Origin of the sequence: Ralstonia sp. 24A2 (assembly GCF_051783885.1) — a bacterium.
Taxonomy (GTDB): Bacteria; Pseudomonadota; Gammaproteobacteria; order Burkholderiales; family Burkholderiaceae; genus Ralstonia.
In genome coordinates, this window is the sequence record NZ_JBPVZD010000003.1 from 813,737 (window position 1) to 827,222 (window position 13,486).

The window sequence follows — 13,486 nt, forward strand, 5'->3', positions numbered from 1 at the left end:
TCAAGAAAGGCTTGCAAATTTCGCGAGGGTCTGTAAAATGCGCCGCTCACCTAGCCCAGGTGGCGGAATTGGTAGACGCACTAGTTTCAGGTACTAGCGGGTAACTCCGTGGAGGTTCGAGTCCTCTCCTGGGCACCAAACACAGTCCTCAGTTGTTTGAGGGCGGACAGAAACCCGCGTGGCGACAAGCCTCGCGGGTTTTTTGTTGTGCTGGTTAATGGCGTGGTGGGGCGCCTCCATCCAGGCATGGATGTGAGGCAATTGGGGAGCATCAACCTCGCCTACATCAATGTCCCCGCCGCCCGCAACGCCCCTCCCCCGTGAAGAACCCTACCGTCTAGCTGCTGGCACCGACGCGGGAGTTCAGCAGAATGATTTCACCGGCCTCGCTGCCGTTGATCTGGTGATATCGCTGCACCGCTCCGAGCTGCGCGCATGCTTGGCCTGCGCGAAGATAGAAGGTGGTACTTGGCCTCACGGCGAGTGGTGGAAAACCGCCCACTTTCCCATGTGTTCCGCGACGGATTCCGCATGGATGGCCTGCTTACAATTGCGCGTCATTCGAGTCGCTCCACCCTCCATATGAAAATCGTCGTCGCCTCAGACATTCATGGCATCAACGCGTCGTTGCGATCGTTGCTCGCCGCGCTTGGTGATCCCGTCATCCTATCGCCGTGGCTTGGCGACGGTTGCCCATTTGCGAGCGAGCAAGACGCCGTTCATGCATTCCACGCGAAGAATGGCCTGCGCTCCTATGAGCAAAAGATTGCGGATGTTGTTGAAGACCAACCCGCCCTTCTGATCGGATTCAGTGTGGGGGCGACGAGCCTATGGCGTTACATCGCAAGCCAGCGATGCCACGCGCAAAGTCGGGCGTTTCTGTACTACGGTTCCCGCATCCGCGACGCCATCGGGTTGATTCCTCGATGCCCGGCGACGGTCGTCTTCGCAGAGCATGAACCGTCGTTTTCTCCGGCATCTGTTGCTGCGTCGATTGCCGGCCCCGGCGTGGCGTGCTCCGTCATTGAAGACACGCACCATGGGTTCATGAATCCTTCCTCGCGGCACTACCGGCACGATATTGCGCACCGACAACTGGAGCTTCTGCGCAGCGCAACCGAAGAAGGGGCGACGACGCAAATGACGAGCGGATAGCGGTGGCGATGAACTCCGCCCGCAGGACCTGCACGCTGCCAAAGCCTGCCTGAAGGGCAATGGTTTCGATGGGAAGGGCAGTCAGCTCCAACAGATGCTTGGCTTCTTCCAGTCGCGCTGCTGCGCGCGGCGCGCTTCGGTTGGCGAGGCTTGGACGCCCAGTGAAAATCACGTCGGCCGGTGTGACCGGATGGTTGGACGAGGGGTTCACCCTCTCGACCGGTGCAGTCGAAAGCCAGTGACATGGCGTTCGCCCGGCGATTCAGCAAGGCAAGTCATCAATCCAGTAAAACTCCTCGTTTGTAGCGGGTACGGCATTGGGCATCTAATTGGAGTCCTCATTGACTGGATACCCAACGCCGATATGACAAGCAGTATCGCTGTGAAGCACCACGCCGGTTCCAGCTACCCATTGCGGATCGCCTTGATCGGTCTGGGCGCCATCGGAGCGGAGTTGTACCGGCAGCTTCAACTATGGCGGCTGGAGATCGAGGTGTGTGGTGCGCTCGTGCCTGCCGGCAGGGCCACCGCGAACTCGGGGCAGCCCACGTCGGGAGGCCCGCCTTTGTGCACCTCGCTCGATCAGTTGTTGGACAGCGTGCCGGACATCGTTGTTGAGTGCGCGGGCCATCAGGCGGTGGACGCTTACGGCGAGAAAATCCTCCGGGCGGGACATGATCTGCTTCTTGTCTCCGTCGGCTCGCTTGCGGATGCCGAACGTTATGAGCGTCTGTCTCGCGCGGCGGCGGACAGTGGCAGTCAGTTGCGATTGGCGGCTGGCGCCATCGGAGGCCTCGACATCCTTACTGCTGCCAGATACGCCGGGCTCCACCGGGTGCAATACCGTGCGCGAAAACCCCCGGCAGCGTGGCGCGACACCGCAGCGGAAACGATCGTGAACCTGGGCGAGCTGACCGAAGCCGCTGCCATCTTCAGCGGCAGTGCCCGCGAGGCAGCGCTTGCGTACCCCAGGAATGCAAACGTTGCGGCCACCATCGCGTTGGCCACCCTGGGCTTCGAAGGCACGCGCGTTGAGCTGATCGCAGACCCCGTAGCGCATCACAATGTCCACGAGATTGAAGCGGAAGGAGAAAATGGCCGCATTTCGATTCGCATCGATGGCCAACCTTCATTGACGAACCCTAAGACATCCATGGTCACCGCATTCAGCCTTGTCCGCCAATTGCTCAACCTACGCGCCGCCGTCGCGTTCTGATCATGAGTGACCATCCAACGATTCCGGAATCAGCGCGTGCCAATGTCACGCTGCGACAGTTGCGAGGCTTTGTGGCACTGGCAAGGGCAGGGAGCTTCACGGTTGCCGGCAGGCAGCTACATCTGACGCAATCCGCACTCAGTGCGCTCCTGCGTGATCTGGAGGCGCAGGTGGGAGCTCGACTCTTCGACCGCACAACACGAAGCATGGACATCACCGCCGTCGGGCGCGATTTCCTGCCGGTAGCGGAGCGTGTGCTGGCCGATCTGGACACCGGACTGGCGACCGTGCGGGATATGAACCTGAAGCGCAAAGGCAGCGTGACGGTTGCGGTAACGCCAATGCTGGCCACCAGCTTCATGCCAAGCCTCTGCGCCGAGATGCGCAAACAGTTTCCGGGTGTGCGGGTGGTGATCCGAGACAGGTTGGCGATCGACAATATCCAGAGCCTTCGCTCCGGCGAGGCCGATCTCGCCATCGGCAATTTCGGGCTCGTCGATCACGATGTTTCCCTCACGCTGGTCGAGGGCAGTCGGGTTGGCGTTGTCATGCCCGCGCGGCACGCGCTGGCCCAAACGCCGCATGTCGAATGGACGCAGTTGGCGCAAGAGGCATTGATTCTGTTGAGCCGCGAAAGCGCATTTCGCCAGTTCGTCTTGCAGTCGCTGATGAACGCTGGCATGACCTGTACGCCCGAGTATGAGGTCGCCTACATGGGGACGGCGCTTGGTCTGGCTCAGGCCGGGCTCGGTTTGGCAATCTGTCCGTCCCACGTGGCACAGACATTGGACCCGCAATGGCTGATCTTCAGGCCCTTGGTGAATCCTGTTTTGCACGACGGCGTTTATATCGCCACGCTGAAGGGGCGCACGCTCTCGTCGGCAGCGCAAGCGTGCCTGGATGTCGCCCTTGCGGGGCGGCCGTGGCCAGCATTGGGCACGCTGCAAGGCGAGCCGCCTGAGCCTGGTGGAGGTAGCGGCGCGGCCTCGCGCTGATGACCGAAATGAACGGTGGACGTTCACGCGCTTTGCCGCTGGACCACCATGGCGATCAACAGACCTGCGGACGGCAACGTGTTCAGCAACAACGCCACGATGCCGAGCCATCGCCAGCCCTCCTTGCGCACCAGCGCGCGAATCGCCAGAAAACCCGACCCGAACAGCGCAATGACGATGGCGCCCAACCATGCGTACGCGCCTCCGGTGCTCCCGATGACCAAGGCGGCCGCAATCCCGCCCACAGACTCCGGTACAGCATTGTTTCTTCAGGTCTTAAGCGCACCCCACCACACGGAATGGCAGGTGAAGCAGTTTGCACGGGTCCATCCATGGAACCGTCCTTGGGTGGGCCTTCGCCCGCACAATCGCGCGGCATCCGGCGCCCAACGGCACACGATCCGAACGCCCATGATTTAGATCATTTCGAAACATTGGCGTACTCGCGTCGTGACGCGCTTTCCGACCTTAAGACTCGGCCCTGGCCAGCTCAAGGACTTAGAGAAACCCGCGTGGCGACACGCTTCACAGGTTTCTTTTGCCCACGACAACGCGATGCCCTGTCTGTGCAGGCATCCGTGGAATGACCAGCACTCCACACAGAAGCAGGCCGACAAGTCCAGACATTGCCCTATTGCCTCCCCCCTTTGACGGGGGTTCCCAAGTCGCGCTCAAACGCATTTCATATTGGCCCGTCCACTTTACTGAGCGTTGCGACACCGGCACTGCATGCGATACCGTCCTGCGTCCCTTCTTGCCAACGCGGTCTTCGTTTTCTCCGTGGCCTTGCTGGTCATGGTGGGCATCTTCTATTCGAAAGCCGGGGGTGCGCAGGCGCCGGCGGCCGGCTTGCACCTGACGCAAGCGGACTGGCAGGTGGTCGACGCACCGGGTTTCACTGCACCACCTGCGGTGCTGGAGAGCGCATCCCTGCCGAACATGTGGCGCCCCGCCACGCTGCCCCTGGCGCCGCCCATTGCGTTGCTGCGCCAGGCCGGCGCAAAGACGAATCCCCCGGTGGTGCACACAACCTGGTTGCGGCTTTCCGTACCCCAGTCACCCGCGCTCTCCGGCCCGCTTGCGTTGTATGGCATCCGCATCAAGACAGACGGGACGATTGCGGTGTACGTCAATGGCCGGCTGGTGCAACAGGCGCAGGAACACGGTCCGCTGTGGAACAGCACGCGAACGCCGCTGTGGGTGGTGCTGGACAGGCATATCGACAGCACGCAGGTGAACGAGGTCCTTGTCCGCCTGGAGCACTCGCAAGGCACCCAGGTGGCGATGTCCTCGCTTTGGCTGGGACCTGCTGCCGCACTGGCGGGGCGTTACCACATACGCGAATGGCTGCAGCAGGAGCTACCGACCATCCTAAGCGCGGCGTTCCTGGCCGTCGGCATTTTTTCGCTCTTTGTGTGGCTCAGGCGGCGGCATGAAACCAGCTATCTGCTGTTCTTCAACCTCGCCGTCACGTCATTTCTGCGGGGCCTGCACTTCTATGTGGATCTGCCGGTCACCAACGACTGGTTCGCCTGGCTGACCGTCAACTCCCTGTTGTGGCTGGTGCTCGTGGTGCACTTCTTCCTGTGCCAGTTGCATGGCCGCCCGCTTGCATGGTTCACCCACATGCTGATCGGGGCGACCTGCCTGATTGGCGTGCTGACGTTGCCGGTGTTGGCCGTGCTGCCCAACACGCCCAAGGTCACGCCGCTGCTCTATCCGCTTGCGGCGCTCATGGGGGCTGCCGTTGGGTTGGTGGGCGGCATCCACGCCTGGCGCCGTTCCAACGAAGGGATCCTGGTCGCGATCGGGGTCGCTGTCTGTACCTTGCTGGGCGTGTCGGACTGGCTGCTGCAGAACAACTTCGTCAGCCCGGAGGGTTGGTATTTCGGGGCGTACACCAATGCCATCACGTTCGGCATCTTCGGCACGCTGATGTACCGGCGCTATGTCAACGCGATTGACGAAGTCGAACTGATGAACGCCAACCTCACGCAACGCCTTGAAGCGCGCGAGGCGGAACTCGAACGCAGTCATCAGCGGCTGCTGGAAGCGGAGCGGCAACAGACAATCAGCAAGGAACGTCAACGCTTGATGCAGGACATGCACGATGGCCTGGGCGCATCGCTCATCAACGCGATCCGCTCGGTCGAGCATGGCACGGTCGACGAGACCGAGATCTCGCACATCCTCAAGGGCTGCCTGGACGACCTGAAACTGACGATCGACTCGATGGAACCCGTCGAGGCCGACCTGCTGCTGTTGCTGGCAACGCTGCGCTTTCGCATCGAACCGCGCCTGGAGGGCACGGGCATCGCGCTGCGCTGGGAGGTGCAGAAGCTGCCGACCCTCGCGTGGCTCGATCCGTCAAGCGCGTTGCATATTCTGCGCATCGTGCAGGAGAGCATTGCCAACATCCTGCATCACACGCGCGCCAGCGAAATTCGTGTCGGCACGGCGGCAGAGCCTGACGGCATCCGCGTCATCATCGAAGACAACGGACATGGCTTTGATGTGGAACACACCTTACGTACGGGCAAGGGGCACGGCCTGCGCAACCAGCAGCGCCGCGCGCAGGCACTCGACGGCACCGTGGATTGGGGATCGGGGCCGGAGGGCACCCGCTTTACGCTGTGGCTTCCGCTCGTGCGCAACGCCCAAGCGTGACGGTGCCCGGCCATCAATAAGCCGGGGCGTTTTGGCAAGCGCAATCTGTAGAACAAATGTGCTACAGCCCGCAGCCGCATCGCCACTTACAATCCCGGCACCTTGTCGTCGCCAGCGCCGATTCCGAGCCGCTCCCCGGTCCTATCGGAATCGTCGTGGATGGCTTGGGCTTCTGCGTCCTCAACCGCGCAAGGAGCGCATTCCGGCACGCTTGCGCGCCAGAATGGCACCATTGATTTAGGCAGAGGCCCGCAGCAATGCGGGCCTTTTGCTTTCTACCGTTGGCGCGGCTCACCAGCCGTGAAATCGCCCCCACACCTCCACCCCGCCACGCGACGACACTGCGTGATACTCGGGGAACTGCGCACCCGTTGCGCACGCGTGGTTCGGCAGGATGCGCAGCTTCGCTCCGACAGGAAAGCGCGTAGCAAGATCATCGCGAACTGAGCCATCGCCCGCGGCCAGGATGCCGTGCTCTTGGTTCGCGCCGATCAGCGTGAGCCCGTCGAACGGGGTACCGTCGAGCGCGCAGGGTTGTCCGTAGCCGAAGTCGTGCGACTGCTTGGCGGTGCCGCGATCGCGGCTCATCGCCATCCAGCCGGCATCGACAATCACCCACCCCTTGTCCGGCTGATGGCCGATCACGGTGGTCAGCACGCTCAGGGCAATCTCGTCCAGCTTGCACACACCCACGTTGTGCATGACCAGATCAAAGAACACGTAGACACCCGCGCGTACTTCGGTCACGCCTTCCAGGTGTTCGGTGGCCAGCGCAGTCGGTGTAGAGCCAACGCTCACTGCCGCACATGGAATGCCGGCTTCGCGCAGGCGCTGCGCAGCGCGCACGCAACCGGCACGTTCCTGCTCAGCCAGCGCGACAAGGGCCGCCTGGGCATGCAAGTCGTAGCTGGAGCCTGCATGCGTCATCACACCGCCCACCTCGATGCCACCGTCCAGCAGAATGCGGCCGACCTCCAGCAGCACATCCTGCTCAGGCGTGATGCCGGAACGGTGGCCGTCGGTGTCGACTTCGATCCACACCTCGCAGCGTTCGTTGTGTGTGCGGTAGTGGTCGACCACGGCGTTTGCGGCCTCCACGTTGTCGACGACGAGCTTGAGATCGCAGCCTCGGCCGCGCAGTGCCATCGCACGCGGCAGCTTGGACGCGACAATGCCCACCGCGTACAGGATGTCGGTGATGCCGGCAGCAAAGAACGCCTCAGCCTCTTTCAACGTCGATACGGTGATGCCCTGCGCGCCAGCCGCCACCTGCGCGCGCACCACGTCGAGGCACTTGGTGGTCTTCACATGCGGGCGGAATGTCACGCCCAGCGCGTTCATGCGCTGCTGCATGCGCGCGATGTTGTGCTGCATGCGCGGCAGGTCGATCAACGCGGCGGGCGTGTCGAGTGCATCAAGGGTGCTGGTACTGGAGGTCATGATTGTGTTCCCCATGCGGCAAAGCAACTGGCCCAGGGCACGAGGCCGTCCAGGGTTGGCGATTCGATTTCCGGCGGCGGCGCACCGCCTACCAGCGAGAGGCCGATACGGTTGTGCCAGTACGTGCGCAAACCCACCGCTGCCGTACCAAACATGTCGTAGCTGGAACCGGCAACGAATGCGGCATCTGCCGCCTCCACGCCAAGCTGCTCCAGCGCCATGCGATATGGTTTGGGATCGGGCTTGTAGACGCCCGCCTGCTCGGCGGTGATAACGACATCCCAGTTAACGGGCAACCGCGCCGCCGCCTGCCGGCCCAGCCGCTCCGAGCAGTTGGTCACGACGGCCAGCTTGCAGTGCGGCTGCAGCTGCTTCAGCGCTTCGGCAGCACCGCTCCAGGGTTCAAGCTGCAACCAGCCGGCTTCCAACGCATCAGGTGCCGAGGTAGGCAAGCCGACGTTCTGCGCCGCCTCCCGCACCATCGCTTCATAGGGGACATACGTGCCGCAACCGTACGTGAGGCGCAGATACTCCGCGCGCCACGTACGGCCCGCCTGCTGCGTTCCTGCCGCACGATCCCACAGCGACCACGAATCCAGCAGCGCGGTCAGCAGGTCAAACAGGATGGCCTTGGGATAGCCCGGGGAAGACGTAGAGGAAGTCACGCGTGTCACCTGCGAATCGGCGTTGATCGATGCAGCCGATTGTAGGCAGTGAGAACCACCTTTAGGTGAAGCCAGTTTGATTCAAAGATTCAGCTTGACTACATCATGCGCGCCACGGCGGCTGCGGCTTGAAGCGGCCTTGTAGAAACTGCATGAAGTGACGCGTGCGCTGCGGCAGCCCCGCACGATTGTGCGTGAGCGCAATCACATTGGCGTCCGGCGCCTTCCAGCCTGGCAGCAAGCGCACCAGCCGCCCGGCCCGCAGATCCTCCGCCACATCCCATTCGGAGCGCAGGATCGCGCCACGCCCCTCGCACCCCCAGCGGCGGATCACATCGCCGTCGTTGCAGATCAGCTTGGCTTGCACGCGCACACTGCGGCTCATCCGGCCCTTGCTGAAATGCCAGAGCGACACATCCTCCTTGTTCTCGCGCAGCACGATGCAGGGCAGCGCGGCGAGATCGTCGGGCGTCTCGGGCAAGCCATGGCGCTTGATGAACGCGGGCGACGCGCAGAGCAAACGTGCGTTCGGCGCAATCGCATAGCCAACGAGGTTGGACACCTGCAATGCGCCGATATGGATGACCACGTCAAAGCGCTCCGCCGCTTCCGTCAACGGGGCATCGGAGAGCGTCAGTTCGATGTCGACGTCGGGATGTTCCTGTTGGAAGTCGCTGATGACGGGCGCGATGTAGCGCCGCCCAAAACCCAGCGGCGCGTTGATCTTGAGCGTACCGACCAGGCCACCCTGGCGCGTCTGCAAGTCTTCCGACAGGGTATCGAGTTGCCGGATCAGCTCCGCGCCGCGTTCGCACAGCAATGCGCCCTCTTGTGTAAAGCGCAGGCTGCGCGCGGTGCGGTCAACAAGCCGCGCGCCCAGCTTCTTTTCCAGCTGCTGCAAACGCTGCGACACCGCCGATGGCGTCAGGCCCAACGCCCGCGCCGTGGCGACCAAGCTGCCGTTCTCCTGGATGGCCAGCAGGAAGCGCAGATCGGCGGAGTCGGTCATGGCTTACTTGCCGGCAAAGCGATCGGTGGCCGCAACGAGCTGGTCGAGGATGCCGGGTTCGCTCCATGCATGGCCCGCCCCTTCGATCAGGTGGAAATCCGCGTCGGACCACGCCTGGTGCAACGCATACGCGTAGCGCACTGGGCACGGCATGTCGTAGCGGCCGTGCACGATCACACCCGGAATGCCTGCCAGCTTGTGCGCCTCACGCAGCAACTGCCCTTCTTCCAGCCAGCACTGGTGCGTGAAGTAGTGGTTCTCCAGCCGCGCGAAGGCCAGCGCGAAATGGTCGTCGGCGTGCTTGGCGCTGTTGTCGGGGTCGGGCAGCAGGGTGATGGTTTCGCCTTCCCAGACGCTCCAGGCACGGGCGGCTTCGATCTGCTTCGCAACGTCATCGCCGGTGAGCACCTTGCGGTAGGCGGCAATCATGTTGTCACGCTCCGCTTCGGGGATGGGCGCCTGAAAGCGTGCCCATTTCTCGGGGAACATCTCCGACACGCCGAATTGGTAGTACCAGCGCAGCTCGGCCTGCGTGACGGTGTAGATACCGCGCAGCACCAGTTCGCTCACGTGCTCGGGGTGCTTCTGCGCATAGGCCAGCGCCAGCGTCGAGCCCCAGGAGCCGCCGAACACGAGCCAGCGATCCGCGCCGGCAATGGCACGCAGGCGCTCAATGTCATCCACAAGGTGCCATGTGGTGTTGGCCTCCAACCCTGCATGGGGCGTGGAGCGCCCGCAGCCGCGCTGGTCGAACAGCATCACGTCGTAGCGCGCCGGGTCGAACAGACGGCGGTGGTCAGCCGAAATGCCGCCGCCCGGCCCGCCGTGCAGGAACACTGCCGGCTTGGCGCCGGGCGTGCCGACGCGCTCGTAGTAGATCGTGTGGCCATTGCCAACATCGAGCATGCCGGTTTCATACGGTTCGATGGGCGGATACAGCGTGCGCAGTGCAGACATGGTCGGTCCTGTCGAAAAGGTTGCCGGTTGGCCAGTTGAATAGGCCGATTCTACAGAGGGGATCTTGCTTGCACATATTTTTGAACGACGTATAAAATTATTCATCGTCAAAAATTAGCGAACCACCATGTCGACCACCCCGATCCCCATCGAAGCCGGCCGCCGTGAACGCAAGCGCAACCAGACGCTCGATCACCTGGCCGCCACCGCCTTCGCCCTGTTCGAGCAACACGGTTACGAAGCGGTGACGATGGAGCAGATTGCCGAGCAGGCCGATGTGTCCAAGGGCACGCTGTACAACCACTTTCCGGTCAAAGAGGCGCTGCTGGCGCATCAGTTTCATGCCGAACTGGCGGCAGGCGGCGCGCAACTGCGACCGCTCATCGAAGCACAAACGGGTTTTGCTGCGCGCCTGTCGGTGCTGCTGTCCGCCTCGGCCGACTGGTGCAACGTGCGCCGGCCGTACCTGGCGCCCTACTTCCGCTACCGCTTCGCCAGCGCAGACCTGGCCGCACGCGCCCGCGATACCGACAGGCGCAGCGGGTTCGAGGCGGTATTCATGGCGCTCATCGACGCGGGCCAGCGCTCGGGTGAACTCGACACGCGGCTCGACGCGGAACACCTGGCCGGGCTGTTCGAATACCTCTATCTGGGCACGCTGATGCGCTGGCTTGCACGCCCGGAGATGGACCTGCACGCGGGGTTCTCGGCCGCCATCGACCTGTTTCTAAACGGCATCGGCCGCAAGGAGGCGTGATGGACACCCCGGTGCTCGATTGGCAGGCCGCCGCGGCGGCGGGTGCAGCGGTGGTGGGCGGCAAGGGCTGGCAACTCGGCCGGCTGGCCATGCTGGGCGTGCCCGTGCCGGACGGCTTGGTGCTGACGGCTGAAGCCAGTCGCGGGCGCGCGCAGGGCGAGGCTGTGCCGGACGCCGTGCTGGCCGCAATCTCGCATGCGCTGGCCGCGCGTGGCTGGCAGAACATGCCGTTGGCGGTGCGCTCCTCGGCGCCACAGGAGGATTCTGCGCAACGCTCGTTCGCGGGCATCCATGAGACGCGCCTCAATGTGATCGGCGCACTGGCGCTGGCTGAAGCAGTGCAGGCCGTGTGGGATTCGGCATACGCCCCACAGGCCGTGGCCTACCGCGCGCGCTTCGACATCGACACCGTCGATCTGGCGATGGCCGTGGTCATCATGCCCATGCTGCCGGCTGTGGCTGCGGGCATCGCCTTCACGTGCGATCCGCTGGGCGGGCGGGATGACCAGATCGTCATCAACGCGCACTGGGGCCTGGGCGAAGCGCTGGTAGGCGGACAGGCCGATGGCGACACGTACCGACTGGAGGTCTCGCCGCAAGACGACACGCTGCATATGCTCGAACGCCAGATCGGCAAGAAAACCCGCATGACGCGCGCGTTGGCCGAAGGCGGCACGGCACTCGCCGATACCGCTGCGGACGACGCACGCCGCGCCGTACTGGACGATGCGCAGCTCATCGCGCTGGCAGCACTGGCGCGCGACACTGCACGCGCGCTCGATTTTGCGCAGCCGCGCTATGACATCGAATGGGTCTGGGACGGCCAGCGCTTCTGGATCGTGCAGGCGCGCCCCATCACCACGCGTGGCCGCTACACCTACGCTGCACTCCAAACGCAGCCGAATTTCTGGACGCGCGGCAACACACGCGAGATGTTTCCCGGGCCGCTGTCGCCCATCGACTGGACGCTCTACGGCCACGCGGCCAACCGCATGCTGACGCTCACGTACGCACTGGTCGACTATCCGCTGGTGCCGGGGCTGGACCGCGCCGCGCTGTTCCGGGGCCGCGTGTACCTCGATGTCTCGCTGATGCAGTGGGAGGCGTTCGATGCATTCGGCATCGCACCGGATGCCATCAACCGCATGCTGGGCGGCACGCAGCCGGAGATTGCGGTGCCGCCGATCAGATGGTCACAGCGCCTGGCACGCGGTGGACGCCTGGTGCGCTATCTACTGAGTGCCGGCGCCACGCGCCGCCATGCACAGAGCGACCTCAACCGCGCGCGCAAGCAAGCCGCGCAATGGCGCGAAGCTACGTGGCCCGAAGACCCGGCCAAACTGGCAACCTGCCTGCGCGAGCGCTTCGCCACGGTGCGCCGTGCGGATAGCCTGTTCTTCTTGCAAGGATCAGCGGGCGGCTCGGTCTCGGGGCTGGTCGACGTCATCGAGAAACAGCGCCCCGGTGAGGGCCACGCACTTGCCGCCGCGCTCATGGCCGGCGCCGAACCCAGTGTCACCGCGCAGCAAAGCTATGACCTGATGGCGCTAGCGCAGACGGCCGCAACCGATGCAGAGGCATTGACCTGGCTACGGAGCGCCACACGCATCGGCACACAATGGGCGCAGCAACTACCCGCGCATAGCCGGTTCCGCCAGCAGTTCAGGGCGTTTCTGGAGCGCAACGGCCACCGCGCGATTGAAGAGAGCTACTTCCGCCATCCGCGCTGGCGCGAGCAGCCCGACTATCTGCTCGACCTCGTCGTCGGCCTGATCGGCAGCGATGCGCAGGCGGTGCGGCAACGGCAGCAGGCGGCGTCTGCGCAGGCTTGGCAACGCCTGCCGTTCTGGCTGCGGCCAGTCGTGCGGGCGATGCTCAAGAGCGCCGTGCGCGACAGCAACCAGCGTGAAGCCGCACGTAGTGCGCTGGTGGCCTATCTGGAAGCGCTGCGTATTGGCCTGCTGAAACTGGCGGGCAAGCTGGGTGGCCCGGAAGGGCTTGATACGCCGGAAGACATCTTCAACCTGACACTGGACGAATGCGTGCGTGCGGGCAGCGGCACGCTGCCGCTGCGCTTTGCTGCACAGCGTGCGCGCGAGCGCCAGCAACAGTTGGCGCATTGGGCGGCCGAGCAGGAGCCAGACATCATCACCGAACACGGTGAAACCCCTGCCACAGCCATCGCACCGAGCGCATCCACCGGTGATCACTGGACTGGCACCGCTGTCGGCGCGGGCACGGCACAGGGCCAAGCCCGGCTGGTGGACAACGCCGCCGTCGGCACCGCGCTGCAAACCGGTGACGTGCTGGTCGCCCCGAGCACCGACCCGGCCTGGACGCCACTCTTCCTGAAAGCCAGCGCACTGGTGATGGAAACCGGCGGCTACCTGTCGCACGGGGCCATCGTGGCGCGTGAATTCGGTATTCCAGCCGTGGTGAACGTGCCGGGCATCCGCGCACGGTTGAAGGATGGCGAGACGATCCGCGTGGACGGCAACGCTGGCACGATCAGCAGAGTGTCGGCGTGATCACATCAATGTGGCGGTGAGGCGACACAAACAGGCAAGAATTGCTGCGACGCAATATTACGACTAACATAGGGTAATCCCTAGGTTATCGCTCAGA

At 63.9% G+C, this 13,486-nt stretch carries 11 protein-coding genes, 1 tRNA gene and 1 pseudogene; 8 read left to right on the top strand and 5 right to left on the bottom strand.

What is annotated here, in order from left to right; genetic code table 11:
- Positions 1-53 precede the first annotated feature (53 nt).
- The 5 genes and pseudogenes from ACS13N_RS21155 to ACS13N_RS21175 all read left to right on the top strand — a co-directional run bounded on the left by ACS13N_RS21155 (position 54) and on the right by ACS13N_RS21175 (position 3,366).
- Positions 54-138, top strand: a tRNA-Leu gene (locus ACS13N_RS21155).
- A 297-nt stretch (positions 139-435) separates the two neighbouring features.
- Positions 436-1,155: a hypothetical protein gene (locus ACS13N_RS21160; protein ID WP_438933569.1), complete on the top strand. Its 720-nt coding sequence runs from the start codon at positions 436-438 to the stop codon at positions 1,153-1,155.
- A 116-nt stretch (positions 1,156-1,271) separates the two neighbouring features.
- Positions 1,272-1,397, top strand: a pseudogene (locus tag ACS13N_RS21165) (rhodanese-like domain-containing protein); the annotation flags it as partial.
- Between the two features lie 140 nt (positions 1,398-1,537).
- Complete coding sequence (locus ACS13N_RS21170; RefSeq protein WP_438933570.1) at positions 1,538-2,371, top strand: aspartate dehydrogenase; 834 nt, start codon at positions 1,538-1,540, stop codon at positions 2,369-2,371.
- Between the two features lie 2 nt (positions 2,372-2,373).
- Complete coding sequence (locus ACS13N_RS21175) at positions 2,374-3,366, top strand: LysR family transcriptional regulator (RefSeq protein ID WP_438933571.1); 993 nt, start codon at positions 2,374-2,376, stop codon at positions 3,364-3,366.
- Between the two features lie 23 nt (positions 3,367-3,389).
- Here ACS13N_RS21175 and ACS13N_RS21180 read toward each other — a convergent pair whose 3' ends face one another.
- Positions 3,390-3,554 (bottom strand): hypothetical protein, encoded by a 165-nt coding sequence (locus ACS13N_RS21180; RefSeq protein WP_438933572.1) that lies wholly within the window; start codon positions 3,552-3,554, stop codon positions 3,390-3,392.
- A 541-nt stretch (positions 3,555-4,095) separates the two neighbouring features.
- On the opposite strand from ACS13N_RS21180, the gene ACS13N_RS21185 reads away from it, so the two are divergent.
- A complete protein-coding gene (locus ACS13N_RS21185; protein WP_438933573.1) occupies positions 4,096-6,033 on the top strand; it encodes an ATP-binding protein in 1,938 nt (645 codons plus the stop codon).
- A gap of 291 nt (positions 6,034-6,324) precedes the next feature.
- Here ACS13N_RS21185 and ACS13N_RS21190 read toward each other — a convergent pair whose 3' ends face one another.
- From ACS13N_RS21190 to pip, 4 genes are all read right to left on the bottom strand, one after another.
- The gene (locus ACS13N_RS21190) at positions 6,325-7,473 is read right to left on the bottom strand and encodes a DSD1 family PLP-dependent enzyme (RefSeq protein WP_438933574.1); all 1,149 of its coding nucleotides are present in this window, start codon (positions 7,471-7,473) and stop codon (positions 6,325-6,327) included.
- Positions 7,470-8,147: an HAD-IA family hydrolase gene (locus tag ACS13N_RS21195; protein WP_438933575.1), complete on the bottom strand. Its 678-nt coding sequence runs from the start codon at positions 8,145-8,147 to the stop codon at positions 7,470-7,472. The genes ACS13N_RS21190 and ACS13N_RS21195 overlap by 4 nt, the downstream gene beginning before the upstream one ends.
- Before the next feature lie 94 nt (positions 8,148-8,241).
- Positions 8,242-9,147, bottom strand: a complete 906-nt coding sequence (locus tag ACS13N_RS21200) for a LysR family transcriptional regulator (RefSeq protein ID WP_438933576.1) — start codon at positions 9,145-9,147, stop codon at positions 8,242-8,244.
- 3 nt (positions 9,148-9,150) lie between these two features.
- Positions 9,151-10,104: a prolyl aminopeptidase gene (pip, locus tag ACS13N_RS21205; RefSeq protein ID WP_438933577.1), complete on the bottom strand. Its 954-nt coding sequence runs from the start codon at positions 10,102-10,104 to the stop codon at positions 9,151-9,153.
- Between the two features lie 127 nt (positions 10,105-10,231).
- Between pip and ACS13N_RS21210 the strand changes: the two genes are divergently transcribed.
- Positions 10,232-10,861, top strand: a complete 630-nt coding sequence (locus ACS13N_RS21210; RefSeq protein ID WP_438933578.1) for a TetR/AcrR family transcriptional regulator — start codon at positions 10,232-10,234, stop codon at positions 10,859-10,861.
- Positions 10,861-13,389, top strand: coding sequence for a PEP/pyruvate-binding domain-containing protein (locus tag ACS13N_RS21215; protein ID WP_438933579.1), 2,529 nt, complete (start codon positions 10,861-10,863; stop codon positions 13,387-13,389). The genes ACS13N_RS21210 and ACS13N_RS21215 overlap by 1 nt, the downstream gene beginning before the upstream one ends.
- Positions 13,390-13,486 lie beyond the last annotated feature (97 nt).